Raw genomic sequence first — 23,846 nt, forward strand, 5'->3', positions numbered from 1 at the left:
CCGCGTCGCGTCATGACAGACGCGGAACAGCTCGCCCCTCACCGCACATCGTCGGTCGTAAACTGTTTCTGGCACCGGACGGTTGCGCGGTGGGAGTAACAAGTGTGGCGGGATTTGCATGGAGTCGCTGATCACGGCCGCGGCGCGCGCGCTCGAAGCGGGCGATCCGCTCGGTGCGCTGAACCGCGTTGCGCTGCGTAATGACGCGCCGTCGCTGGCGCTGCGCGGCATCGCGATGGCGCAGCTCGGCGATCTCGCCAAGGCCAAGGGGCTGCTGCGGAGCGCCGCACGTGCCTTCGGTCCGAGAGAGGCGGTGGCACGCGCAAGGTGCATCGTGGCCGAGGCCGAGATCGCACTCGTCTCGCGCGACCTGAATTGGCCGGTGAAGACGCTCGCGGCCGCGCGGGCGACACTCGTTAAGCACGGCGATCTCGGCAATGCCGCCCATGCCGGTCACATCGAGGCCCGCCGCCTTCTTCTGGTCGGGCGCCTCGACGAGGCCGAGCGCACGCTGGCGGAGCTCGGCGCGTCGCCACTCCCGCCTGCATCTCAGGTCGTCCGCGAACTCGTGGTCGCCGGCATCGCAATCAGGCGGCTCAGAACCAAGGATGCGCGCGCGGCGCTCGACCGCGCCGCCGACGCGGCGCGGTTAGCCGGGATTCCAGCGCTCACGGCCGAAGTCGAAAGTGCGAACCTCGTGCTCGACACGCCGGCGGCTCGCCTGATCGCGCGCGGCAAGGAGCATCCGCTGTTGCTCGGCCAGGTCGAAGCGCTGGCGGCCTCCCAAGCGCTCGTCGTGGACACCTTCCATCACACCGTTCGCAAGGGAGGGATCGTCGTGTCGCTCGGGACCCGGCCGGTGCTGTTCGCGCTCGCCCGCCGCCTGGCACAGGCGTGGCCCGCGGACGTGTCCCGAGAAGCACTGATGACCGCGGCATTTCAGGCGAAGCACGTCGATGAATCGCATCGCGCCCGGCTGCGGGTCGAGATCGGGCGGCTCCGCGCCAAGCTCAAGCCTCTTGCCGACGTAAGCGCGACCAAGCAGGGCTTTGCGCTGACACCGCGCAAGACGCGCCAGGTTCTTGTACTGGCGCGGCCGGTCGGGGAGAAGCACGCCGCGGTGCTCGCCTTCCTCTCCGACGGCGAACCCTGGTCGAGCTCGGCGCTCGCGCTGGCGCTTGGAATGAGCGCGCGCACCGTGCAGCGCGCGCTCGAAGAGCTCGCGCGATCGCACAAGGTGCAGTCATTCGGACATGGAAGGGCGCGGCGCTGGATGACCCCGCCTGTCCCGGGTTTCCCGACAGGCTTGTTACTCCCCACGCCGCTTCTGAAGACGTAAGGTGAGGTCACATCACAGGGATCGAGCACATGAAGCGTTCAACCGCCGAGATCATCAGGGAGTATGGGCCTTTCGCGGGCGTCGAAGCCGTGCATGGCGTCACCTATGACGGCGCGCATGTCTGGTTCGCATCCGGCGACAAGTTGAACGCGGTCGATCCGGCCGACGGCAAGATTGCGCGCTCCATCGATGTCGCCGCGCATGCGGGAACGGCGTTCGACGGCCGGCATCTGTTCCAGATCGCCGAGGATCGCATCCAGAAGATTGACGCCGCCAGCGGCAAGGTGCTCAGCACGATCCCTTCACCTGGCGGCGGCGGCGATTCCGGATTGGCCTGGGCCGAAGGCTCGCTCTGGGTCGGGCAATATCGCGAGCGCAAGATCCATCAGGTCGATCCCGAAACGGGAAAGGTTCTCCGCACCATCGAGAGCAAGCGCTTCGTGACCGGCGTGACCTGGGTCGATGGCGAGCTCTGGCATGGCACCTGGGAGAACGAAGAGAGCGACGTGCGGCGGATCGACCCAGATACGGGCAAGGTGCTCGAGCAGCTCGACCTGCCCGCCGGGGCGATGGTCTCGGGTTTGGAGTCAGATGGCGGCGATCGCTTCTTCTGCGGCGGCGGTGGTCGCGGCAATGTGAGAGCGGTCCGTCGTCCCCGGCGCAGCTAGCCTCGTAGTGACGGTTTGAATGCTCGGCAACGACGGAGTCGCATCCGTTAACCTGTTCGCCCCAATTCCACCCCATCCTTGCGCTCTAGCGCCCTTCTCGCCTGCCCTATAGACTTCTACCCGGGGCGGCCTGGGGGATTGATGGGACTGACGCTGAACTTGAAGACTATCCTGATCGCCGTCGTAGTGCTCGCGGCGTCGTTCTTCATCAGCCTGAAGGCGATGGACTTGCTGTCGCCGCAGCCGACCAATTCGGCGCCGCCGGTCGCGCAACTGCCGCCGCTGCCGCCGGTCTCGAAGAGCTCCATCGTGATCGCACCGGTCGCGATCGCGCTGTCGGCGATCCGCGAGCAGGCCGAGAAGGCCTCGCCGCGCAATTTCGCAGGGAAGGCCGACAACCCGATCTCGCAGATCCTGGAGAACGCCGACATCGGCTGGTCCGCAGCCCGCGGTCCGATGGCGGCGAACGGCGACAAGGACGTGCTGACGCTGTCGACGCCGCTCACCGGCAAGCTGAACGTCACCGGCTCGCTGTCCTCGAAGGCCACAGGCGCGCTTGGCGATGCGCTCGGCAGCGTGCTCGGTGGCGATGCGGCGAAACGGATCGGCGCCGTCAACATCAAGAACCTGAACGCCAGCGCCGAGATCAAGGGCAACGTCGTCGTCACCTCTCGCCCGAAGCTCGCGGCCGCCTGGCATCTCGAGCCCAATCTCGGCGCCCAGGTCAATCTCGGCGATACCAATCTCTCGGTCGCCGGCGCCAAGGTCAACGTGCCGGCGCAGGTGAAGCCGCTGATCGACAAGAATGTCGGCGAGCAGATCAACGCCGTCTCCGAGCGCATCCGCAACGATCCTTCGCTGCGGGAGAACGCGAAAGCGCAATGGGCCAAGGCCTGCCGCTCGATCCCGCTGCAAGGCTCGAGTTCATCGGCCGCACTGCCGCCGCTCTGGCTCGAGATGAAGCCGGTGCGCGCGATCGCGGCACAGCCGCGCGTCGATGCGCAAGCGGTGACGCTGCTGCTCGGCCTCGAGGCCGAGACGCGCGTGACCTCGACGCCGACCAAGCCGGAGTGTCCGTTTCCCGACAAGATCTCGATCGTGCCGCCGACCGGCACCGGCGTGAACATCGGCGTGCCGATCGACGTGCCCTTCACCGAGATCAACAAGCTGATCGCGGCGCAGATGGTCGGCCATACCTATCCCGAGGACGGCTCCGGCCCGGTCGACGTCACCGTCAAGACCGTCAACGTGATCCCCTCGGGTGACCGCCTGCTGATTTCGCTCCTAGTGCGCGCCAAGGAGAAGAAGAGCTGGTTCGGCCTCGGCGCCGAGGCGACCGTGCACATCTGGGGCCGGCCGATGCTCGACCAGGCGCAGCAGACGCTGCGGCTCGCCGACATCCAGCTCGCGGTGGAATCCGAGGCCGCGTTCGGCCTGTTAGGAGCCGCGGCGCGCGCCGTGGTGCCACAGATGCAGCAGGCCCTACTGCAGAAGGCGACGCTCGACCTGAAGCCGATCGCCGCCAACGCCCGCGAGAAGATCGCCGCCGCGATCGCCGACTACCAGAAGAGCGAGGACGGCCTGAAGGTCGAAGCCAAGATCGACAGCCTGACGCTCGCCGACATCGCCTTCGATTCCAAGACCCTGCGCGTGGTGGCCGAAGCCGGCGGCTCGCTGAACGTCTATGTGACGAAGCTGTCGGGGATGTAGCGCGCCTTCACTCACCAGGTCCGTGCGCGCCTTCGTCGCTTGCACCGCTGGCATTCTCGTCGGAGGATGCTAATCTCGGCACTGTAGGGGACAACGCGAGGACGACATGGAAGCCGGCATGGTCACGCCTGCGCCGGCACTGGTGCGCTTTTCCGGCATTCAGAAAACCTACGATGGCGAGCACCTCGTGGTGAAGAACCTCGACCTCGAAATCAGGAAGGGCGAGTTCATCACGCTGCTCGGCCCATCGGGCTCGGGCAAGACGACCACGCTGATGATGCTGGCTGGCTTCGAGGTTCCCACTCATGGCGAGATCTACCTCGCTGGCCGGCCGATCAAGAACGTGCCGCCACACAGGCGCGACATCGGCATGGTGTTCCAGAACTATGCCTTGTTTCCGCATCTGACGATCGCGGAGAATATCGCCTTCCCGCTATCCGTCCGCAAAATCAACAAGGCGGAAGCGCAGCAGCGCGTGAGGGCGGCGTTGCGCATGATCAAGATGGAAACCCTGGCGCAGCGGCGGCCCGGGCAGCTGTCCGGCGGTCAGCAGCAGCGCGTCGCGCTGGCCCGCGCGCTGGTTTTCAACCCGCAGCTCGTGCTGATGGACGAGCCCTTGGGCGCCCTGGACAAGCGCCTGCGAGAGCAGATGCAACTGGAGATCAAGCAACTGCACCAGACGATGGGCATCACAGTCGTCTACGTCACCCACGATCAGAGCGAAGCGCTCACCATGTCGGACCGCATCGCGGTGTTCAACGACGGCATCGTGCAGCAGATCGACAAACCCGACGCGCTGTATGAGCATCCGGTGAACAGCTTCGTCGCCCACTTCATCGGCGAGAACAATGTGCTGGCCGGCACCGTCGAGACGGTCGACAAGGACTATTGCCGCGTCGCGCTGGCTGGTGGCGCTGCCGTGACCGCACGGGCGGTCAACGTATCAGGCGCCGGCGCGCCGACTTCCCTGTCGGTGCGGCCGGAGCGGATCGCCATTGTCCTGGATGGCATCTCCAGCGAGGGACCGAACCGCCTGCCGGCCAAGGTGCAGAACACCATCTATCTCGGCGACCACGCGCTGGCGGTGCTCGACGTCGCCGGCAACGGGGAGTTCATGGTCAAGCTTCAGCCGGGGGCATATGACAGCCTGAGACATGGCGACAGCGTGTTCATCACCTTCCGCCCCGAGGACTGCCTGGCCCTTGATCCCGTGTGATTCAATCCTGCAGCATGTCTTTGGCGCAAGTGGACCGGCATCGATCAACCTCAACGCAACGCACATGAAGAAGGAACAAGGACCATGCTAAAGCGCAACATTGGCAAGATTGCACTAGGTTTCGCCGCGGCGTTCACCGCCAGCGCTGCGCTGGCCACGGTCGCGCAGGCGCGTGACCTCACCGTCGTGTCGTGGGGCGGGGCGTATCAGGATGCCCAGAAGAAGGTCTATTTCGAGCCGTTCAAGAAGGCGGCCGGAATTCCGATGAATGACGAGTCCTGGGACGGCGGCGTCGGGGTGCTGCGCGCCAAGGTGCAGGGTGGCGCCGCAACCTGGGACGTCGTCCAGGTCGAGAGCGACGAACTGGCGGTCGGCTGCGAGGAAGGCCTGTTCGAGAAGATGGACTATTCCAAAATCGGCGGCGAGGCCGCCTATATCCCGCCGTCAGTCAATCCCTGCGGTGTCGGCGCCATCCTCTACGATTTCGTTCTCGGCTACGACAAGGACAAGCTGAAGCAGGCCCCGGGCGGCTGGGCCGACTTCTTCGACACCAAGAAGATTCCGGGCAAGCGCGGCCTGCGCCAGGGCCCGAAGACCACGCTGGAGATCGCCCTCATGGCCGACGGCGTCGCACCGAAGGACGTCTACAAGGTGCTGGCGACCGACGAGGGCATCGATCGTGCCTTCAAGAAGCTGGACACCATCAAGGGCGACATCGTCTGGTGGAAGGCCGGCGCCCAGCCGCCGCAATTGCTCGCTTCCGGCGAGGTGGCGATGACCTCGGTCTACAACGGCCGCATCGACACCGCGAACAAGAACGAGAAGAAGAATTTTGGCATGGTGTGGGACGGAGCGCTGTTCACCCTCGACAGTTGGGTCATCCTGAAGGGGAGCCCGAACAAGGACGCGGCCTACAAGTTCCTGGACTTCGCCGGCAAGGCGGAGAATCAGTCCAGGCTGTCGGAGAACATTGCTTATGGCACCTCGAACAAGGACGCAGCCGCTCGGCTGCAGCCCGCCGTTCTGAAGGACCTGCCGACGGCGCCTGATAACATCAAGAACGCGGTCGAGATCAACGTTGGCTTCTGGCTCGAGAACATCGACCGCTTGACCGAGCGCTTCAACAAATGGGCAGCAAAATAGCGTGCTGTCGAACCGGCGTGCGGCGCAGGTAGAGGGTGCGTCGCGGACAACGCGCCCGTGACGCACCCTTCGAGACGCCCGCCTACGGCGGGCCCTCAGGATGAGGACGGAGTGTGCGGCAGCAGTGTCACAGCAGGCGCCGATGTCGATGAGCCTCATCCTGAGGAGACCGCGAAGCGGTCGTCTCGAAGGACGAGGCGCTTGCTCAGGTCGATCGACAAAGCCACATGCGATTGCCCGGCCTGAAGCGGCGAAGGATGTGCAGTCAAAGAGGCTCGCAGCATGACAGCAACACCCGCGATCGGCGCAGATGCCCAGACCGAGGTGCCCCTCAAGCGCCGATTGAGGCGTGCAGAGCGCGCGCGCCAGGTCAAGGCATTGGCGCTGGTGCTGCCGCTTCTCGTCTTCCTGCTCTTCACCTTCGCAGGCCCGATCGCCGGCATGCTGTGGCGCTCGGTCGACGATCGGGAGGTGCGCCAGATCCTGCCCCAAACCGTAGCTGCTCTCGCCGACTGGGATGGCAAGGACCTGCCAGACGAAAAGGCCTTTGCTGCGCTGGCAAGCGATGTCCTGGCGGCGCGCGCCTCCGGCACCATGGCCATTGCGGCCAAGCGGCTGAACTACGCACTGAACGGCTTCCGCACCATCCTGACCAGCACGGCACGCAATCTGAAGGCGGTGCCGGAGCGAGGGACGGCCAAGGAGACGCTGGGCAAGATCAATCCGGCCTGGCGCGAACGGGCTACCTGGACGACGATCAAGGACGCCAGTGGCCCATTGACCAGCTTCTACCTGCTGGCGGCGCTCGACCTCACCCGGGGCATGGACGGCGCGATGGTCGCGGCCCCACCGGATCAGGCCATTTACCGCAACGTATTCACCCGTACCTTCGTGATCAGTCTCAGCGTCACGGCACTCTGCCTGATCCTCGGCTTCCCGGTCGCCTACCTGCTGGCGACGCTGCCGCCCGGCCGGTCGAACCTGCTGATGATCTTCGTCCTGCTGCCGTTCTGGACGTCGCTTCTGGTCCGCACCTGCGCCTGGATCGTGCTGTTGCAGAGCAAGGGCGTCGTGAACGACAGCCTGCACTGGCTTGGCATCATCGACGAGCCGTTGCGCCTGATCTACAACCGCTTCGGTGTCTGCGTGGCCATGACCCACGTTCTCCTGCCGTTCATGATCCTGCCGCTGTACAGCAGCATGAAGGCGATCTCGCCTGCTTACATGCGTGCCGCCGCCTCGCTCGGTGCGCCGCCAGTCACCGCCTTCCTGCGCATCTACCTGCCTCAAACGCTACCCGGTATCGGTGCCGGAAGCCTGCTCGTCTTCATCCTGGCGCTCGGCTACTACATTACGCCGGCCCTCGTCGGCGGCGCCGCCGATCAAATGATCAGCTACTTCATCGCGCTCTACACGACCGAGACGGCCAATTGGGGCCTCGCCTCGGCGTTGGGTGCGGTGCTGCTGCTCGCCACTGTTCTGCTCGCTCTCCTCTACGGAAAGCTGGTGCAGGGACAGCAGGTCACGGGAGGAATGAAGAATTGAGCGATGATCCCTCCCTCCGCACGCCGAGCCAACGTATCGCATGGACCGCGACCATCGTCATCTCCACGCTGGTGTTCATCTTCCTGATCGCGCCAATCCTGGCGATCATGCCGCTGTCCTTCAGCTCCGGCTCGTACTTGACCTATCCGCTGCCCGGCCTCTCCTTGCGCTGGTACGACGATTTCATCAATTCGCCGCGCTGGATGAATTCGCTGAAGAACAGCATGATCATAGGCGTCGCCTCGACCCTGCTGTCCATGGTGCTCGGCACATTGGCTGCGCTGGGACTGGCGCAGTGGAAGAGCCGGTTCAAACCGCTCGTGCTGGCCTTCGTGCTGTCGCCGGTCGTCGTGCCCGGCGTCATCACCGCGGTCGGTCTGTATTTCTTCTTCGCCCCGATCGGACTGACCGGCAGCTATCTCGGCTTGATCCTGGCCCACACCGCGCTGGCGACGCCCTTTGTGGTGATCACGGTCGGCGCGACGCTGCAAAGCTTCGACACCAATCTGGCGCGCGCCGCCGCCTCACTCGGCGCCTCGCCGCTCTACGCGTTTCGCCGCGTGATCCTGCCGCTGATCCTGCCCGGCCTCGCGTCGGGTGCGCTGTTCGCCTTCGCGACCAGCTTCGATGAGGTGGTGATCGTGCTGTTCATGGCAGGTCCCGAGCAGCGCACCCTGCCGCGCGAGATGTTCGCCGGCATCCGCGAGAACATCAGCCCGACGATCACGGCCGCGGCGGTGATGTTGACGACGGTATCGATCATCCTGCTCGCGACCATGGAAGGCTTGCGCCGACGGAACGAACGGCTCAAGGGCAGCAGCGCCTAGGCGACGTTCGTCTTCCTTTTCCCGCGAGCGTCGCTGCCCTCTCCCGCAAGGGGAGAGCGCACAGCAATGCGCTATCGTGACGTTGCGATATTCCTCCTCGCGGGAACACCACCCGCCCTTTCTTTTTTGCATTCTGCTATGGCGCGGATCGCTTAGCTGCGCCTGCAGATAGCCGTTAAAACTCCTCCCGCAACAAAGCCCAAACAACAACACACAGGGAAAAACAACATGCAAAAACTCAGTGTCGCGATCGCAGCTGGCCTCGCTCTGGCCGCAACATCCGGCGCCGCGCAGGCGCAGATTTCCGACGACATCGTCAAAATCGGCGTGCTCACGGACATGTCGAGCCTCTATGCGGACGCGACCGGCAAGGGGTCGCTCGCCGCCGTCGAGATGGCGGTCGCCGACTACGGCGGCAAGGTCGCGGGCAAGCCGGTCGCGGTCGTCGCCGCCGATCACCAGAACAAGCCCGATGTCGGCGTCAACATCGCCCGCAACTGGTACGACAACGACAAAGTCGACGCGATCTTCGACGTTCCGACCTCCTCGGTGGCGCTGCCGGTCTCGGCGCTGACGCGCGAGAAGAACAGGATCAACATCAATTCCGGCGGCGGCTCGTCCGACATCACCGGCACCGCCTGCTCGCCCAACACGGTGCACTGGACCTACGACACCTATGCGCTATCGAACGTCGCCGGCAAGGCGATGGTCAAGCGCGGCGAGGACAGCTGGTTCTTCGTCACCGCCGACTACGCTTTCGGCATGGCGCTCCAGCGCGACGCCGCCAACGTGGTCAAGGAGAGCGGCGGCAAGGTGCTCGGCGAGGTCCGCCATCCGCTCAACTCGTCGGACTTCTCCTCCTTCCTGCTCCAGGCCCAGGCCTCCAAGGCCAAGGTGGTCGCGCTGGCGAATGCCGGCGGCGACACCACCAATGCGTTGAAGCAGGCTTCCGAGTTCGGCCTGACCCAGGGCGGCCAGAAAATGATCGCGCTGTTGCAGGAGATCACCGATACGCATTCGCTCGGCATCAAGGCGACGCAAGGCCTGATCGTCACCGACGCCTTCTACTGGGACATGAACGAGGAGACGCGGGCGTTTTCGAAGCGCTTCAACGAGAAGGTCGGGCACATGCCGACCATGATCCAGGCCGGCCTCTATTCGGCGACCATGCACTACCTGAAGGCGATCGACGCCATCAAGACCGACGAGGCGCCGAAGGTGATGGAAGAGATGCGCAAGACACCGATCAACGACTTCTTCGCCAGGAACGGCAAGATCCGCATCGACGGCCGCATGGTCCACGACATGTATCTGTTCGAGGTCAAGAAGCCCGAGGAATCCAAGGGCGAGTGGGACCTCTACAAGCTGATCGCCACCGTGCCCGGCGACGAGGCGTTCCGTCCGCTCGACAAGGGCGGCTGCCCGATGGTGACGGGGCATTGATCTGCGCTCGTCGTCATTGCGAGCTCCGCAATTTTGTCGCGAGCTCCTCGCAATGACGGGGACGAAAAGACACGACAGCGCGCCCAGTGAAAACCGGGCGCGCTTCGTCTAGGCAGTTACGCGAGCCGCATTACTCCGAGTACTTGAACTCGGGCATGCCCTTCAGCTCGTCCTTGCTGGCGTTGAACACGGCATGATCCGGATACCATTTCGACGCGGACGAGGTTGTCGCGGTCTTGTCGGTTCCGGTCGCTGCGCCAGTCGTCGTGGTCGAGGCCGGCCGGCCGGGCGGGCTGGTGGCCGGGGCGCTGTAGGCGATGGCCTCGTTGGTGAACTTCAGCTTCTCGTAGGGCACCGCGACCAGATGCTCGCCCATGCCGAGGAAGCCGCCGACGCCGATCACGGCGATCTTGATGTTACCGTTCTTGTCCATCAAGAGGTCGTTGATCGAGCCGATGTTCTCGTTGGCCTCGTTATAGACCTTCACGCCCGACATTTTCGACACGCGCCACTGGTCGGACGCGCTCGTCGTCGTGGCGGTAGCCGCGGTCGGCGCCTTGTCGGTGGTGGCGGTTGGTGCTTGCGCGAACGCCGCGGTCGCAAGCAGTACTGTGCCGGCGAGGCCGGCAACGATCGACTTCATCATGTTGTCCTCTCCTTCACAAACCTCGTGCGGAGAAAACAGCGCTGATCACGCGCGGTTCCGTGCGGGCGGCAATTTCGTTGCGCAATGCGCGAAGCCGAAAATCACGGCAAGGCACGCTCCTGCGTCATCCAGGAACATATTGCGGCGCACGGTTCCCCGCCGACGATCATGCGCCCTGGGTGAAGCATGATCGCGGCGGGGAACGCGCCGACCCAGCGTCGCCCAGGTCAGCTCTTGTAGTCGATCAGGAGCGCGGAGAAGCTCGAGCCGCTCGACGCGCTGCCATTGGCACCGTAGGACGACGCCGATGATTGCGATTGCTGCAGCGCCTGGAGGAATTGCTGGAGGATTTCCGCGGTCGTCGCGTCAGCCGACGTGCTGCTGGTCGAATCCGTGGTCGTCGACGAATCCGAATTAGCATCATCCGGCGGCGGGCCGGGCGGCGGTCCGCCTGCCCCACCGGGACCACCCGCCCCGCCGGGACCATTGGCGAAGGCGGACTGAAACACGCTCTTCAGCTCCTCGGCCTGATCCGAGGTCAGCGTCCCGTTCGACACCTCGTTCGAGATGAGGTCGTCGATCTTCGACTGCATCTCGTCCCTGGAGGGACGCGTGCCGCTCGATTGGTCGCTCGACCGGCTCTGCTGGAGCGCGGTGTCGATGTCGGTCAGCGCGGTCGAGAGTGCGGACTGGTCCGACGACGAGATCGTGCCGGCAGAGACTTGCGATTGCAATTCCTGCTGCAGCCGCTGCAGCGGCGACTGATAGCTGCCGGCGGAGGCCGCCGAAATCGAGGTCATGATGGCTCCGTGGATCTTGCGGGGTTTCGTGGCGAACGGCGCCACGGTATGGTTAACGGCCTTAACGAGATCTTGCCGCTCCACTGCCCGGTCATGTCCCGGCATTGCGACGGGGCTGATGGAAACACTCTGAAACAAAAATCTTCGCCATTTGGCCCGAATCTTGGACAAACAAAGCGCATGGCCATTCCCAATCCCAACATCCTGGTCGTCGAGGACGACCGCGAAACCCGGACGTTGATTGCCAAGTACCTGCGCAACAACGCCTGCAACGTCACCGCCGTGAGCGACGGCCGCGAGATGTCGCGCGCCATGGCCGACCATCGCGTCGACCTGATCATCCTCGACGTCATGCTGCCGGGCGAGGACGGCCTCAGCCTGTGCCGCAAGGTGCGCGCGGAGGCGCAGACGCCGATCATCATGCTGACCGCGCGTGGCGAGGACGTCGACCGCATCGTCGGCCTCGAGATGGGCGCGGACGACTATCTGCCGAAACCGTTCAACCCGCGCGAGCTGCTCGCCCGCATCAACGCGGTGCTGCGCCGCCAGGCCGCCGCGCAGGCGGCGAGCACGATCGAAGGCGCCTCCACGCTCGCCTTCGAGGGCTGGCGTATCGACCTGCGCCTGCGCGAATTGCGCAATCCGGAAGGCGCGCGCGTCGCGGTGACCAGCGCCGAATTCGATCTGCTCAGGACGTTCTGCGAGCGGCCCGGCCGCGTGCTGTCGCGCGACAGCCTGCTCGACCTCACGCAGGGCCGCAACACCGGCTCGTTCGAGCGCTCCATCGACGTGCTGGTCAGCCGCATCCGCCGCAAGATCGAGCCCAATCCGGCCGATCCCACCATCATCAAGACGGTGCGCTCCGGCGGCTATCTGTTCACGCCGAGGACGGAAGCGGTGACCGCGCCCCTGAGCAGCTGAAGGGCGCGCCGACGATGAAGCCGTTCGGATTCTTCCACCTCAAGGGGATCGGCGGGCAGATCGCCGCGCTGGTGCTGGCTTCGACCGTCGCGCTGCATCTCGTCGTCACCACCGCCTTTCTGATCAGCCGGCCGGACCGCCCGGACACGCCGCCGGACGGCGCCCATCAATTGACCGATGCTGCGCTGCTGCTCGGCGCGGCCGATGCCAGCGAGCGACCGCGCCTCGTCGCCGATCTCGCACGCGCCTTCCCCAGGCTCGGCATCGAGATGCTCGCACCCGGGTCGGTGGTCGAGACGGGCGACGGCGCCCACCTGTTCGGGATGCGCCGTCATCTCGGGCGCGGCTACAAGGTGATGCAGCTCGCCGCCGAGGGTCGCGCACACCGCGTCGCCGTCGAATTGCCCGACGGCACCGTGATCGCCGGCCGCGTCGACGGCGGCCCGCGGCCGTGGTTCTGGGGCGCACCATGGCTGGTGACGCTGATGACCGCCTTCATCTGTATCACCGTGCTCGGCCTGTGGGCGGCGCGTGCGCTGGCCGCGCCGCTGTCATCCTTCGCCAAGGCCGCGGAGAATTTCAGCCTGGACGGCACCGCCGAGCCGCTGCCCGAGCGCGGCCCGGAGGAGATCCGTTCGGTCGCGCGCGCGCTCAACCGCATGCACGAGCGGATCGCGCGGCTGATGTCGGATCGCACGCGGATGCTGGCCGCGATCAGCCACGATCTGCGCACGCCGATCACGCGCCTGAGGCTGCGCGCCGAGTTCATCGAGGACGAAGGCAACCGCAAGCGCATGCTGATCGACCTCGACCAGATGCGCTCGATGCTGGAATCCGTGCTGTCGCTGCTGCGCAACGACCGCAAGATCGAGGCGGTGACGCTGGTCGACATCGCCAGCACGCTGCAGCTCGTCGCCGACCAGTTCGGCGACATGGGCCACGCCGTGCATTATGACGGGCCGGCGTCCGCGACCGCCGCCGCGCGGCCCGACGATCTGCATCGCGGCGTCACCAACCTCGTCGAGAACGCGGTGCGCTTCGGCGCCGAGGTGACGATCCGCCTCGACGTCTCGGGCACGACACTCGTCATCGACGTCGAGGACGATGGACCCGGCATCTCGGATGCGCGCAAGCAGGAGATGCTAGAGCCGTTCGTGCGCGGCGACGATGCCCGCACCATGGACGAGTCCACCGGCTTCGGGCTCGGCCTGTCGATCGCGCGCGCGATCGCGCTCGCCCATGGCGGCGAGTTGTCGCTGCACGACCGCGAGCCGCATGGCTTGATCGTGCGGATGCAATTGCCGGTCTGGCAGGAGCCGCGGCTGGCGGCTTAGCTCAAGCCGCGAGCGGCGGGTGCTCGACAGCCTCACGCTCGAAGATCGCCACCGCCTCGAAGCGGTAGCCGCAGGCGTGGCAACTCCAGAGATAGGAAACGCGCCCCTCGCCCGGCTCGATCCAGTCCGGGAACGGAATTGGCGTGCCGCACTGTGCACAGGGGTTCTGTGTGGGAATGTCGTCGATGTCTGCCGGGGTCATGGACGTCCTCCCGCATGCTGTTTTGACGAGCGATTTTTGGGCGGAGACACGAATGGACAGACCAGCTGTCGCGTAAGGCGCCCCACCAGCTCCAAACTTAACCTAGGTTTGAGTCGTAAAAGCGACGGCCCAACGAAAATCGCCGGAGGCGGCGTTTCGCCACATCATCGCCGTGTTCCCACGGCCTAACCCGCACCGGTGCAGGGCCGTTCTGCCAAGGAATATTTCGATGAAGATTTTACGCATTGCCGCGCTGCTCGCGGCCGGATTGACATTGCCGCAGGCCGCATTCGCCGGCGAAGCCGAATATGCCGAAATGGTCGCGGCCCATGCCCGCGCCAACGGCGTGCCGGAGGCGCTGGTGCACCGCGTGATCATGCGCGAGAGCCGCTATCAGCCCGGCCTCGTCGGCCGTGGCGGCACCATCGGGCTGATGCAGATCAAGCTCGCGACCGCCCGCGGGGTCGGCTACACCGGCGATGCCGCAGGTCTGCGCGATCCCAACACCAATCTCACTTATGCGATCAAATATCTCGCCGGCGCCTATCGCGCCGCCAATGGCGATCACTCCCGAGCCGTGCGTTATTTCGCGGGCGGCTATTACTACGTTGCAAAGCGGCAGCGGCAGGAGGCCGTGCAGGTCGCCACGATGGGCGAGACCAATATGGGCGAGACCTGGCTCGAGTCGAACGGCAACCCGCAGCCGATGTTCGGCACCGCCCCGCACAGGAAGCTCGCCCAGCGCGTCCGCAACGCCCGGGCGCAGGCCTTGAAGTAACTCCGCGCGTCCCGGACGCGCTGCAGCGTGCCAAGAGCGCGTTCACGCGCGTTTTCGATGCGCCACGAACGGCCCGGTTCCCGCCTGACGCGTTGACACCAGCTCCCACTGGCATACATTAGAGCCGTTCCGAGGGGTGCTCCGAGGAGGAGCTGAGATACCGCTAAATGGGCAATACCGCCCAGGACCGCGGTGACCCTTTGAACCTGATCCGGGTCATGCCGGCGAAGGGACAGGGATGTACCAGACCACCAAGCGACCGGACTCACCGGTATCCATCATCGGCGCAGGCATCGCAGGGGCTTGGCAGGCCTTGCTGTTCGCGCAGGCCGGCCATGCCGTGACGTTACACGAGCGTGGTGACGCCGCCATGACCGACGCCACCAGTCATTGGGCCGGCGGCATGCTCGCGCCCTATTGCGAGGCGGAGGTCGCCGAACCCATCATCAGCCGCCTCGGCCTGCACTCCCTCGACATCTGGCGCCGCGAATTGCCGGAAACGCCGTTCAACGGCTCGCTCGTCGTCGCCCATCCCCGCGAGCGCAACGATTTCGAGCGCTTTGCCCGGATGACGGAGGGCCACGAGCGGCTCGATGCCGCCGGCCTCGCCGCGCTGGAGCCGTCGCTGGAGGGCCGCTTCCGCGAGGCTCTGTTCTTCCCGAGCGAGGGCCATGTCGAGCCGCGCCGCGTGCTGCCCAAGCTGCACGAGCGCATCCGCGCCGCCGGCGGCACCATCAAATTCTCCAGCGACGTTTCAGCCAAAGACCTCGACGGCATCGTGATCGACTGCCGCGGCCTTTCCGCGCGCGACGAGCAGCCTGACTTGCGCGGCGTCAAGGGCGAGATGATCCTGATCGAGACAGGCGAGGTGCAGCTTGCGCGTCCGGTGCGGCTGATCCATCCGCGCTGGCCGCTCTACGTGATCCCGCGCGAGGACAATCTGTTCATGTTGGGCGCGACCTCGATCGAGGCCGAGGACACCGGCGTCAGCGTGCGCTCGGCGCTGGAGCTGTTAGGGGCCGCCTATGCCGTGCACCCTGCCTTCGGCGAAGCCCGCATCGTCGAATTCGGCTCCGGCCTGCGCCCCGCTTTTCCCGACAATTTGCCACGCATCGGCATTCGCGACGGCAAGATCAGTGTCAACGGGCTCTACCGTCACGGCTTCCTGCTCGCGCCGGCGCTCGCCGAGCTGACTCTTGCCTACGTTCAGCGCGGCCAGATCGACAACGAGGTGATGCAGTGCGGGTGATCGTCAACGGCGAGCAGCGCGAAGTGAGCTCGTCGAGCGTCGACGCGCTGCTCACCGAGCTCGACTACGAGGGCACCCATTTCGCCATCGCGCTCAACTATGACGTCGTGCCGAAGAGCCGCTGGGCGGAAACGCCGCTGAAAGCCGGCGACGAGATCGAGATCATCACGCCGCGGCAGGGAGGGTGAGGTGATGGTGTTCTCACCAAACACTCCGCTGTCTTCGCCCGGCTTGACCGGGCGATCCAGTACGCCGCAGCCCCTCCGCATTACGGCACGGCCTCTGGAATACTGGATCCCCGCCTTCGCGGGGATGACAGCTGCATTCGAGGAAACACCGACATGGTGACCTTCTACGGCAAGACCTTCGCTTCCCGCCTGCTGATCGGCAGCGCGCTCTATCCCTCGCCGGCGATCATGCAGGCCGCGATCCGCGCCTCCGGCTCCAACATCGTCACGGTGTCGCTGCGGCGCGAGGCCGCCGGCGGCAAGAGCGGGGACACGTTCTGGAAGCTGATCCGCGAGCTCGACGTCACCGTGCTGCCGAACACCGCCGGCTGCCGCAGCGTGCGCGAGGCGGTGACGACCGCCAAGCTCGCGCGCGAATTGTTCGGCACGAGCTGGATCAAGCTGGAAGTCATCGCCGACAACGACACGCTGCAGCCCGACGTCGTCGGCCTGGTCGAGGCCACCAGCATCCTGATCAAGGACGGATTCGAGGTCTTCCCCTATTGCACCGAGGATCTCTCGGTCGCCAACCGCCTGGTCGATGCCGGCTGCAAGGTTGTGATGCCATGGGCCGCGCCGATCGGCTCGGCCCGCGGCATCACCAACCGCGATGCGCTCAAACTGCTGCGCGAGCGGCTGCCTGACATCACGCTGGTGGTCGACGCCGGCTTAGGGGCGCCGAGCCACGCCGCGCACGCGCTCGAGCTCGGCTACGACGCCGTGCTGCTCAACACCGCCATCGCCAAAGCCGCCGATCCCGTCGCCATGGCAAACGCCTTCCGCCTTGGTGTCGAGGCCGGCCGCACCGCTTACGAAGCCGGACTGATGAACGCCCGCGACTTCGCCTCCCCCTCCACCCCTGTCGTTGGGACCCCGTTCTGGCATGCTGTATCCTGATCGTTTCTATCCCGTCGTCGACAGCCTTAAATGGGTCGAACGCCTGACGAAACTCGGCGTCGGCACCATTCAGCTGCGCGCCAAAGAGCTGAACGACGCCGACGCGCTCCAGATCGTCACGGATGCGCTGGCGATCACCAAGGACACGCAAGCCAAGCTGGTCGTGAACGACTATTGGCGCGCGGCGGTCGTCGCCGGCGCAAAATATCTGCATCTCGGCCAGGAGGATCTCGTCGACGCCGACCTCAAGGCGATCCGCGAGGCCGGGCTGTCCCTCGGCATCTCCACCCATGACGACGCCGAGCTTGCGACCGCGCTCGAAGCCAAGCCCGATTACGTCGCGCTCGGCCCGATCTTCTTCACCACGCTGAAATCGATGCGCTTCGAGCCGCAAGGCATCCCAAAAATCCCGGAATGGAAGCAGCGCATCGGCAACATTCCGCTGGTCGCGATCGGCGGCATCAAGTTCGAGCACGCCGCCGAAATCTTTGCCGCAGGCGCGGATTCCATCGCCGTCGTGTCCGACGTCACCCAGAACGCCGATCCCGATGCCCGCGTGCGGCAATGGCTCGGCCTGTCCAAGGAGGCTGCGTGATGCATGTCCCGCTCTCTCCACCCGTCATTGCGAGGAGCCCTTGCGACGAAGCAATCCAGACTGCTTCCGCGGAAACATTTCTGGATTGCTTCGCTGCGCTCGCAATGACGGAGAACTTCGTCGCCAGCGTCGCCCAGACGCACGCACAACAGAATTAAACGGAGGCCCCCATGAACATCCGCTCCAACCCTGAAAAGACCATCCCAGCCGTCACCACCGGCCCGCTTCCCTCCTCGCGAAAGATCTTCGCATCACCTGACGCAGCGCCCGACCTGCGCGTGCCCTTGCGCGAGATCATCCTCTCCGAGGGCGCCGGCGAGCCGAACCTGCCGGTCTACGACACCTCGGGCCCCTACACCGATCCGAGCGTCACCATCGACGTCAACGCCGGCCTTGCCCGCAGCCGCAAGCAATGGGTGCTGGAGCGCGGCGGCGTCGAGGAATATGAGGGCCGCCAGATCAAGCCGGAGGACAATGGCAGCGTCTCCACCGACAAGGCTGCGCGCGCGTTCAGCGCCTATCACAAGCCGCTGCGCGGCCTCGATGGCCACAAGGTGACGCAGCTCGAATTCGCCCGCGCCGGCATCATCACCAAGGAGATGATCTACGTCGCCGCCCGCGAAAATCTCGGCCGGAAGGCACAGCTCGAGCGTGCCGAAGCCGCCCTCGCCGATGGCGAAAGTTTTGGCGCCTCCGTGCCCGCCTTCATCACGCCGGAATTCGTGCGCGACGAGATCGCGCGCGGCCGCGCCATCATCCCCTCCAACATCAACCATTCCGAGCTCGAGCCGATGATCATCGGCCGCAACTTCCTGACCAAGATCAACGCCAATATCGGCAACTCGGCAGTGACCTCGTCGGTCGAGGAAGAGGTCGAGAAGATGGTGTGGGCGATCCGCTGGGGCGCCGACACTGTGATGGACCTTTCCACGGGCCGCAATATCCACACCACCCGCGAATGGATCTTACGCAACTCGCCGGTGCCGATCGGCACCGTGCCGATCTATCAGGCGCTGGAGAAGTGCAACGGCGATCCGGTGCAGCTGACCTGGGAGCTCTACAAGGACACCTTGATCGAGCAGTGCGAGCAGGGCGTCGACTATTTCACCATCCACGCCGGCGTGCGCCTGCAATACATCCACCTCACCGCCAACCGCGTCACCGGCATCGTCAGCCGTGGCGGCTCGATCATGGCGAAGTGGTGCCTGGCGCATCACAAGGAAAGCTTCCTCTATACGCATTTCGACGAGATCTGCGACCTCATGCGCAAGTATGACGTCTCGTTCTCGCTCGGCGACGGCCTGCGTCCGGGCTCGATCGCCGACGCCAACGACCGCGCGCAGTTTGCGGAGCTGGAGACGCTCGGCGAGCTCACCAAGATTGCGTGGGACAAGGGCTGCCAGGTCATGATCGAGGGCCCCGGCCACGTGCCGATGCACAAGATCAAGATCAACATGGACAAGCAGCTCAAGGAGTGTGGCGAAGCGCCGTTCTACACGCTTGGACCGCTGACCACCGACATCGCGCCGGGCTATGACCACATCACGTCAGGCATCGGCGCCGCCATGATCGGCTGGTTCGGCTGCGCCATGCTCTGCTACGTCACGCCGAAGGAGCATCTCGGCCTGCCCGATCGCAACGACGTCAAGACCGGCGTCATCACCTACAAGATCGCGGCCCACGCCTCCGATCTCGCCAAGGGCCACCCGGCGGCGCAACTGCGCGACGACGCGCTCTCGCGCGCCCGCTTCGACTTCCGCTGGAGCGACCAGTTCAACCTCGGCCTCGATCCGGATACCGCCAAGAACTTCCACGACGAGACCCTGCCGAAGGAAGCCCACAAGGTCGCCCATTTCTGCTCGATGTGCGGGCCAAAGTTCTGCTCGATGAAGATCACCCAGGACGTGCGGGACTATGCCGCGACGCTGAACGATCCGAACTCGGTGGGCATGTCGATGGCCGGCACGGTCGAAGACGGCATGGCCAAGATGAGCGAGAAGTTCAAGGAGATGGGCAGCAATGTGTATCTCGATGCGGAGAAGGTGAAGGAGAGTAATCGGGTGTTGTGAGGGCCCTCTGCCGATTGATCTCCCGAAATTTGCCAAGTTACCAATCAGAGAACAGAGGCCGGGCGAAAGCCCGGCTTTTGAATTGGAGAAAAGCAGGATGGCTGGCGAACCTGACTATGCAAACTACACGAGGTGCATGGAGGAGATTAAACGCAGGCAATTCGCAATAGACGAGATACTGTCCGAAAGAAAGACAACCTCATTCAAATACACAAACGTCGAATTCGTTGCCCTGCAATTCCGGAAGATTTTTGAGTTAGTGATTTTGGCAACCCTGGCGTCCCACCAGCACTTTTTTGAAGGACTGGCACGCAAGCTAGCTAAAGAATGGCAAGTGACGAAGATCGTTGCCATTGTCAGAAATAAGAACCCTGGCTTCTTTCCGAATCCAATCGATCGAGCATCCTCGGCAAACGCGAATGCAAAGGACGAATGGAAGCCGATTACTCTTGGCTTCTTAACACTCGACGAGCTTGTCGAAGCACATGGCAAAATTGGGACTCTGATGCATGCAAGCAATCCATATCGAGAAGAACAGTCTCTGAGCGAGCTTGAGAGCTTGTTTCCCTCATGGCGAGCAAAGTTGACCCGCCTTTTGAACAATCATCTCATAAGGTTTCCGGATGACGAGACTGTCCTATATGTTGGCATGAGCAACGAAACGGGATCTGTCCATACTGCGTTGTTCAAGAAGCAAGCGCCGCGCTGATGAGCGACGCGATCCTGAATTAACGTCGCCCCGCACATCGCCGATCCAGCGACGGATGCTTAATTTGCCCGCCTCCACCCCCCACCGCCTCCCTGACCAACTCCGTCCCAACCTCCGCCTCGTCTTCGTCGGCACCGCCGCCTCGACGCGCTCGGCCGAGCTCGGGCACTACTACGCCCATCCCGGCAACCGCTTCTGGCGCGCGATCCACGAGGCCGGCATCACGCCGCGGCGCTATCAGCCGGGTGAGTTCGCTTCGCTGATCGCGCTCGGGATTGGCTTCACCGATCTCTGCAAGACGGGCGCCGGCATGGATCATCAGATCGCAGCCGCATCCATCGACGTGCCTAGCTTCAGGGCCAAGATCGAAAAGTATCGGCCGCGGACGATTGCGTTCACGAGCAAGAAGGCGGCGAGCTTGTTTTATGGCAGGCCGTCGAGCGTGATTGCGCTGGGGCGGCAGAAGCGGGATGAATGTCCGGCCGAGGTGTTCGTGCTGCCATCGCCGTCGGGCGCGGCGTCGGGGCATTGGACGCTGGAGCCGTGGCGGGAGTTGGCGGCGTGGATCAAGTCGTAGGGTGGGCAAAGGCGCTCTTGCGCCGTGCCCACCATCTCTCCACGCAATCCGGTAGAGCGGTGGGCACGGCGCGCGAGGAACGCGCCTTTGCCCACCCTACGAGACCGCTTGCGAGGCGGGCAGCTCACCCCGCACGCCCACTCGTCGTCCTGGCGAAAGCCAGGACCCATTACCCCAGGGAAAAGTTTGGCGAAGACTCGCGGTCCGGTACTGCGATCGTGCGCACCCGATAGATTCCGCGGTATGGGTCCTGGCTTTCGCCAGGACGACACCGGTGGATTGGCTGGCAACTCGTAGCCCGGATGAGCGAAGCGATATCCGGGGTCGGCGGTTGACCCGCATGTCGCTTCGCTCATGCGGGCTACAGGTTCTATGAAGTACCCTGTCGGAATCCGCCCCACCCGTTCGTCCTCTGGATACATCACGCCCGGAGCCCCCCGATGCCCACCATCACCGCCTTCAAAAACTCGCCCGACCGCGGCCGCGGGCAGGCCCGCGACATGCGGGTTCGCTGGGCGCTGGAGGAAGTCGGCCAGTCCTACGACGTCCGCCTCGTCTCGTTCGAGCAGATGAAGCGGCCGGCGCACCGTGCGCTGCATCCGTTCGGGCAGATCCCGACCTTTGAGGATGGCGATCTCGCCCTGTTCGAGTCCGGCGCGATCGTGCTGCATATCGCCGAGCGTCATGACGGGCTGCTGCCAACCGAGCCGAACACGAGGAGCCGTGCGATCGCGTGGATGTTTGCCGCGCTGAGCACGCTGGAGCCGCCGATCGTCGAGCTGGCCATGGCGATGCTGTTCGAGCGCGACAAGAGCTGGTACGCGGAGCGCCTGCCCATGCTTCAAGATCGCGTCCGTGTCAGGCTCGGCGAACTGTCCCGCCACCTCGGCGATGCCGACTGGCTCGACGGCGCCTTCAGCGCCGGCGATCTCATGATGGTGACGGTGCTGCGCCGGCTGAACACATCGGGCCTCCTGGACGAATATCCTGAGATCGCCGCCTATGTCGCCCGCGGCGAAGCGCGGCCGGCTTTCAGGCGGGCGTTCGATGCGCAGCTGGCGGTGTTCAACGCCGCATCGCGTTCGTAGGGGCAAGGATCGGAATGGTGCCGCACACTCAGTCGTCGTCCCGGCGCAGGCCGGGACCCATACTCCCAGGGAGAGGTTTGGCGAAGACTCGTCGTTCGGTACTACGCCCGCCCACAACACATAGATCACGCGGTATGGGTCCCGGCCTGCGCCGGGACGACACCGTGGATGTGACGACTTCCGCGGGCCATTGCGTCCACCACGGCGCCCCTGCATGCTTGCCCTGCCACCACAGAGGAGCCGCCGCCCATGCTGACCCTCTATTCCTACCCAGAGCTGTTCGGCGTCGCCGACAACAACGGCTACGGCCTCAAGGTCTATGCCTTCTTCAAGCTCGCGGGCGTGCCGTTCGTGCACGAGCACGTCTTCGATGCCTCCGCCGCGCCGCGCGGGCAGCTGCCTTACATCGTCGACGACGGCGAGACCATCGGCGACAGCGAAACGATCATCTCGCATGCGATCGCAAAATATCTCCTCACCATCGATGCCTTGCTCTCACCGGAACAGCGCCGCACCAATCATCTCGTCGCGCGCATGCTGGACGATCTCTACTGGGTGATGTCGTATTCGCGCTGGAAGGACGAGCGCTTCTATCCGGCGTTCCGCGACACCTTCATCGCGCAGCATCCGCAGATCGACGCGGCCGGCTTCGAGAAAGCCAAGGCCTATAACGCGCAGCGTTATCATTTCCAGGGCATCGGCCGCTACACGCCCGAGCAGGCTTACGCGCGGGGGCTTGCCGATCTCAAGGTGCTGGCCGAGATCGTGCCGGCTGCCGGCTACGTGCATGGCGCGGCGCCCACCAGCATCGATGCCGGCATCTACGGCTTCATCGCCAACATCCACTATTTTCCGATCCCGACGCCGCTGAAGGTCTTCGTCGATGCGCACGCAAACCTCGTCGCGCATTGCGAGCGGATTCATGCGGCGGTGACGGCAGCGTAGCCCGGATGAGCGAAGCGACATCCGGGGCCGAGAGCCGACCCGCATGTCGCTGTCGCTCATGCGGGCTACAGATTGAGGCGCCCCTACCGCATCGTGATCGCAAGCCCGCTGAGATCCGCATTCGCCATCAACCCGACCTGCCGGCCGGTCAATTCCAGCACGGCGCCCTTCTGGTTGGTCAGCACGATGGCGCGGGCGCCGGCGCCGACGGCAAGGCCGGCACCGGCGGCACCATAGACGCCAGCGACATCCGAGGGACGGTTGATGTTGGAGACGCGGCCGCGCAGCACGGTTTTCGAGCCGCCGAACACGAGGCCGTAGTCGAGGCCGCCGGTGGAGAGCCCATAGGTGCGGCCGCGGAAGTTGAGCACGCCGCTCCCGCCCGAGCCGCCGATGATCCAGCCCGCCTTGTAGATCGTCAGCGTCACGAAGCCGCTGTCGGCCCGTGCCGCCGTCGAAAGGCCAGCCAGGGCGACGATGGCAACCAGCGCGGCGCGGAAGGTGGATGCGAGCTTCATGGGGATCTCCGGGGGCTATTTTTCAAGGCAGGATTCGAATCAGATGCGACAAATCTATCCGATCGATCGCGGCGGCAACATGATGGCGCGGTGTGTGAGGAGTGAGGAGTGAGGCACGAGGCGTGAGGCGTGAAATGCGGCAACGCATTCAACTGTCATCGCCCGGCTTGACCGGGCGATCCAGTACGCCGAGACGGTTGTGATCGAATCGACGGGCCGCGGCGTACTGGATGCCCCGGTCAAGCCGGGGCATGACGGCGCGGTCTGGTCCAGAAAGGCAATCTCGCCATCATGCAATTCTGCCGGTGTTTTGCCCGACGGGTCAACCTTTATTTCGCATTTACCGAAGGCGCTGATAAGCTTGGTCTTTTCTACTGTGCATGGGGTTGTTTTTGCATTT

At 64.7% G+C, this 23,846-nt stretch carries 24 protein-coding genes and 1 riboswitch; of the genes, 20 read left to right on the plus strand and 4 right to left on the minus strand.

The window, feature by feature from the left end; translation table 11 throughout:
• Nucleotides 1-118 precede the first annotated feature (118 nt).
• The 8 genes from AAE027_RS27955 to AAE027_RS27990 all read left to right on the plus strand — a co-directional run bounded on the left by AAE027_RS27955 (nucleotide 119) and on the right by AAE027_RS27990 (nucleotide 9,891).
• Complete coding sequence (locus AAE027_RS27955) at nucleotides 119-1,339, plus strand: helix-turn-helix domain-containing protein (RefSeq protein ID WP_370989289.1); 1,221 nt, start codon at nucleotides 119-121, stop codon at nucleotides 1,337-1,339.
• Between the two features lie 29 nt (nucleotides 1,340-1,368).
• The gene (locus AAE027_RS27960; RefSeq protein WP_370989288.1) at nucleotides 1,369-2,007 is read left to right on the plus strand and encodes a Vgb family protein; all 639 of its coding nucleotides are present in this window, start codon (nucleotides 1,369-1,371) and stop codon (nucleotides 2,005-2,007) included.
• Nucleotides 2,008-2,148: 141 nt separating this feature from the next.
• The gene (locus AAE027_RS27965) at nucleotides 2,149-3,717 is read left to right on the plus strand and encodes a DUF4403 family protein (protein WP_370989287.1); all 1,569 of its coding nucleotides are present in this window, start codon (nucleotides 2,149-2,151) and stop codon (nucleotides 3,715-3,717) included.
• A 106-nt stretch (nucleotides 3,718-3,823) separates the two neighbouring features.
• Complete coding sequence (locus tag AAE027_RS27970; protein WP_370989286.1) at nucleotides 3,824-4,933, plus strand: ABC transporter ATP-binding protein; 1,110 nt, start codon at nucleotides 3,824-3,826, stop codon at nucleotides 4,931-4,933.
• An 84-nt stretch (nucleotides 4,934-5,017) separates the two neighbouring features.
• Nucleotides 5,018-6,076 (plus strand): ABC transporter substrate-binding protein, encoded by a 1,059-nt coding sequence (locus AAE027_RS27975; protein ID WP_370989285.1) that lies wholly within the window; start codon nucleotides 5,018-5,020, stop codon nucleotides 6,074-6,076.
• Nucleotides 6,077-6,358: 282 nt separating this feature from the next.
• On the plus strand, nucleotides 6,359-7,621 hold the full coding sequence (locus AAE027_RS27980) for an ABC transporter permease (RefSeq protein WP_370989284.1): 1,263 nt from the start codon (nucleotides 6,359-6,361) through the stop codon (nucleotides 7,619-7,621).
• Nucleotides 7,618-8,448 (plus strand): ABC transporter permease, encoded by an 831-nt coding sequence (locus tag AAE027_RS27985; protein WP_370989282.1) that lies wholly within the window; start codon nucleotides 7,618-7,620, stop codon nucleotides 8,446-8,448. The genes AAE027_RS27980 and AAE027_RS27985 overlap by 4 nt, the downstream gene beginning before the upstream one ends.
• Before the next feature lie 228 nt (nucleotides 8,449-8,676).
• Nucleotides 8,677-9,891 (plus strand): ABC transporter substrate-binding protein, encoded by a 1,215-nt coding sequence (locus AAE027_RS27990; protein WP_370989281.1) that lies wholly within the window; start codon nucleotides 8,677-8,679, stop codon nucleotides 9,889-9,891.
• Nucleotides 9,892-10,021: 130 nt separating this feature from the next.
• On the opposite strand, the gene AAE027_RS27995 is transcribed toward AAE027_RS27990, so the two are convergent.
• Entirely contained in the window at nucleotides 10,022-10,537 is a 516-nt protein-coding gene (locus AAE027_RS27995) for a PRC-barrel domain-containing protein (RefSeq protein ID WP_370989280.1), read from the minus strand.
• 227 nt (nucleotides 10,538-10,764) lie between these two features.
• Nucleotides 10,765-11,337, minus strand: a complete 573-nt coding sequence (locus AAE027_RS28000) for a hypothetical protein (RefSeq protein ID WP_370989279.1) — start codon at nucleotides 11,335-11,337, stop codon at nucleotides 10,765-10,767.
• Nucleotides 11,338-11,517: 180 nt separating this feature from the next.
• Between AAE027_RS28000 and AAE027_RS28005 the strand changes: the two genes are divergently transcribed.
• Complete coding sequence (locus AAE027_RS28005; RefSeq protein WP_091879339.1) at nucleotides 11,518-12,258, plus strand: response regulator; 741 nt, start codon at nucleotides 11,518-11,520, stop codon at nucleotides 12,256-12,258.
• Between the two features lie 14 nt (nucleotides 12,259-12,272).
• Nucleotides 12,273-13,592 (plus strand): ATP-binding protein, encoded by a 1,320-nt coding sequence (locus tag AAE027_RS28010; RefSeq protein WP_370989278.1) that lies wholly within the window; start codon nucleotides 12,273-12,275, stop codon nucleotides 13,590-13,592.
• A gap of 1 nt (nucleotide 13,593) precedes the next feature.
• On the opposite strand, the gene AAE027_RS28015 is transcribed toward AAE027_RS28010, so the two are convergent.
• On the minus strand, nucleotides 13,594-13,794 hold the full coding sequence (locus tag AAE027_RS28015) for a hypothetical protein (RefSeq protein WP_370989277.1): 201 nt from the start codon (nucleotides 13,792-13,794) through the stop codon (nucleotides 13,594-13,596).
• A gap of 229 nt (nucleotides 13,795-14,023) precedes the next feature.
• Here AAE027_RS28015 and AAE027_RS28020 point away from each other — a divergent pair, with 229 nt between their 5' ends.
• The 10 genes from AAE027_RS28020 (at nucleotide 14,024) to AAE027_RS28065 (ending at nucleotide 22,928) form a co-directional block, all read left to right on the plus strand.
• Complete coding sequence (locus tag AAE027_RS28020) at nucleotides 14,024-14,572, plus strand: transglycosylase SLT domain-containing protein (RefSeq protein WP_370989275.1); 549 nt, start codon at nucleotides 14,024-14,026, stop codon at nucleotides 14,570-14,572.
• A gap of 122 nt (nucleotides 14,573-14,694) precedes the next feature.
• Nucleotides 14,695-14,823: riboswitch (TPP riboswitch) on the plus strand.
• Nucleotides 14,811-15,821 (plus strand): FAD-dependent oxidoreductase, encoded by a 1,011-nt coding sequence (locus AAE027_RS28025; RefSeq protein ID WP_370989274.1) that lies wholly within the window; start codon nucleotides 14,811-14,813, stop codon nucleotides 15,819-15,821. (Overlaps the previous riboswitch by 13 nt.)
• Nucleotides 15,812-16,009: a sulfur carrier protein ThiS gene (gene thiS, locus AAE027_RS28030; RefSeq protein ID WP_370989273.1), complete on the plus strand. Its 198-nt coding sequence runs from the start codon at nucleotides 15,812-15,814 to the stop codon at nucleotides 16,007-16,009. Before AAE027_RS28025 ends, thiS begins: the two co-directional genes overlap by 10 nt.
• A gap of 153 nt (nucleotides 16,010-16,162) precedes the next feature.
• Nucleotides 16,163-16,945 (plus strand): thiazole synthase, encoded by a 783-nt coding sequence (locus tag AAE027_RS28035; protein ID WP_370989272.1) that lies wholly within the window; start codon nucleotides 16,163-16,165, stop codon nucleotides 16,943-16,945.
• Nucleotides 16,932-17,540 (plus strand): thiamine phosphate synthase, encoded by a 609-nt coding sequence (locus AAE027_RS28040; protein ID WP_370989271.1) that lies wholly within the window; start codon nucleotides 16,932-16,934, stop codon nucleotides 17,538-17,540. The genes AAE027_RS28035 and AAE027_RS28040 overlap by 14 nt, the downstream gene beginning before the upstream one ends.
• Before the next feature lie 170 nt (nucleotides 17,541-17,710).
• A complete protein-coding gene (gene thiC, locus AAE027_RS28045; RefSeq protein WP_370989270.1) occupies nucleotides 17,711-19,609 on the plus strand; it encodes a phosphomethylpyrimidine synthase ThiC in 1,899 nt (632 codons plus the stop codon).
• Nucleotides 19,610-19,706: 97 nt separating this feature from the next.
• Nucleotides 19,707-20,318 carry a hypothetical protein gene (locus AAE027_RS28050; RefSeq protein ID WP_370989269.1) on the plus strand — a complete coding sequence of 204 codons (612 nt, stop codon included), beginning with the start codon at nucleotides 19,707-19,709 and terminating at the stop codon, nucleotides 20,316-20,318.
• Nucleotides 20,319-20,382: 64 nt separating this feature from the next.
• Nucleotides 20,383-20,895: a mismatch-specific DNA-glycosylase gene (locus AAE027_RS28055; RefSeq protein WP_370989268.1), complete on the plus strand. Its 513-nt coding sequence runs from the start codon at nucleotides 20,383-20,385 to the stop codon at nucleotides 20,893-20,895.
• A 440-nt stretch (nucleotides 20,896-21,335) separates the two neighbouring features.
• A complete protein-coding gene (locus AAE027_RS28060; protein WP_370989267.1) occupies nucleotides 21,336-21,983 on the plus strand; it encodes a glutathione S-transferase family protein in 648 nt (215 codons plus the stop codon).
• A 249-nt stretch (nucleotides 21,984-22,232) separates the two neighbouring features.
• Nucleotides 22,233-22,928 carry a glutathione S-transferase family protein gene (locus AAE027_RS28065; protein ID WP_370989266.1) on the plus strand — a complete coding sequence of 232 codons (696 nt, stop codon included), beginning with the start codon at nucleotides 22,233-22,235 and terminating at the stop codon, nucleotides 22,926-22,928.
• 83 nt (nucleotides 22,929-23,011) lie between these two features.
• On the opposite strand, the gene AAE027_RS28070 is transcribed toward AAE027_RS28065, so the two are convergent.
• Nucleotides 23,012-23,446 (minus strand): hypothetical protein, encoded by a 435-nt coding sequence (locus AAE027_RS28070; RefSeq protein ID WP_370989265.1) that lies wholly within the window; start codon nucleotides 23,444-23,446, stop codon nucleotides 23,012-23,014.
• Nucleotides 23,447-23,846: the final 400 nt, after the last annotated feature.

This window comes from Bradyrhizobium sp. DN3 (assembly GCF_041357655.1).
Taxonomy (GTDB): domain Bacteria; phylum Pseudomonadota; class Alphaproteobacteria; order Rhizobiales; family Xanthobacteraceae; genus Bradyrhizobium.

Excerpts from the sequence above, each read along its gene's own strand:
- AAE027_RS28035 (WP_370989272.1), top strand. The coding sequence starts at position 16,163 with ATGGTGACCTTCTACGGCAAGACCTTCGCTTCCCGCCTGCTGATCGGC.
- AAE027_RS27980 (WP_370989284.1), top strand. The coding sequence starts at position 6,359 with ATGACAGCAACACCCGCGATCGGCGCAGATGCCCAGACCGAGGTGCCC.
- AAE027_RS27975 (WP_370989285.1), top strand. The coding sequence starts at position 5,018 with ATGCTAAAGCGCAACATTGGCAAGATTGCACTAGGTTTCGCCGCGGCG.
- AAE027_RS28065 (WP_370989266.1), top strand. The coding sequence starts at position 22,233 with ATGCTGACCCTCTATTCCTACCCAGAGCTGTTCGGCGTCGCCGACAAC.
- AAE027_RS27960 (WP_370989288.1), top strand. The coding sequence starts at position 1,369 with ATGAAGCGTTCAACCGCCGAGATCATCAGGGAGTATGGGCCTTTCGCG.
- AAE027_RS28040 (WP_370989271.1), top strand. The coding sequence starts at position 16,932 with ATGCTGTATCCTGATCGTTTCTATCCCGTCGTCGACAGCCTTAAATGG.
- thiC (WP_370989270.1), top strand. The coding sequence starts at position 17,711 with ATGAACATCCGCTCCAACCCTGAAAAGACCATCCCAGCCGTCACCACC.
- AAE027_RS28050 (WP_370989269.1), top strand. The coding sequence starts at position 19,707 with ATGGCTGGCGAACCTGACTATGCAAACTACACGAGGTGCATGGAGGAG.
- AAE027_RS27965 (WP_370989287.1), top strand. The coding sequence starts at position 2,149 with ATGGGACTGACGCTGAACTTGAAGACTATCCTGATCGCCGTCGTAGTG.
- AAE027_RS28025 (WP_370989274.1), top strand. The coding sequence starts at position 14,811 with ATGTACCAGACCACCAAGCGACCGGACTCACCGGTATCCATCATCGGC.
- AAE027_RS28010 (WP_370989278.1), top strand. The coding sequence starts at position 12,273 with ATGAAGCCGTTCGGATTCTTCCACCTCAAGGGGATCGGCGGGCAGATC.
- AAE027_RS28005 (WP_091879339.1), top strand. The coding sequence starts at position 11,518 with ATGGCCATTCCCAATCCCAACATCCTGGTCGTCGAGGACGACCGCGAA.
- AAE027_RS28060 (WP_370989267.1), top strand. The coding sequence starts at position 21,336 with ATGCCCACCATCACCGCCTTCAAAAACTCGCCCGACCGCGGCCGCGGG.
- AAE027_RS27990 (WP_370989281.1), top strand. The coding sequence starts at position 8,677 with ATGCAAAAACTCAGTGTCGCGATCGCAGCTGGCCTCGCTCTGGCCGCA.
- AAE027_RS28015 (WP_370989277.1), bottom strand. The coding sequence starts at position 13,794 with ATGACCCCGGCAGACATCGACGACATTCCCACACAGAACCCCTGTGCA.
- AAE027_RS28070 (WP_370989265.1), bottom strand. The coding sequence starts at position 23,446 with ATGAAGCTCGCATCCACCTTCCGCGCCGCGCTGGTTGCCATCGTCGCC.
- AAE027_RS28000 (WP_370989279.1), bottom strand. The coding sequence starts at position 11,337 with ATGACCTCGATTTCGGCGGCCTCCGCCGGCAGCTATCAGTCGCCGCTG.
- AAE027_RS27955 (WP_370989289.1), top strand. The coding sequence starts at position 119 with ATGGAGTCGCTGATCACGGCCGCGGCGCGCGCGCTCGAAGCGGGCGAT.
- AAE027_RS28020 (WP_370989275.1), top strand. The coding sequence starts at position 14,024 with ATGAAGATTTTACGCATTGCCGCGCTGCTCGCGGCCGGATTGACATTG.
- AAE027_RS27970 (WP_370989286.1), top strand. The coding sequence starts at position 3,824 with ATGGAAGCCGGCATGGTCACGCCTGCGCCGGCACTGGTGCGCTTTTCC.
- AAE027_RS27995 (WP_370989280.1), bottom strand. The coding sequence starts at position 10,537 with ATGATGAAGTCGATCGTTGCCGGCCTCGCCGGCACAGTACTGCTTGCG.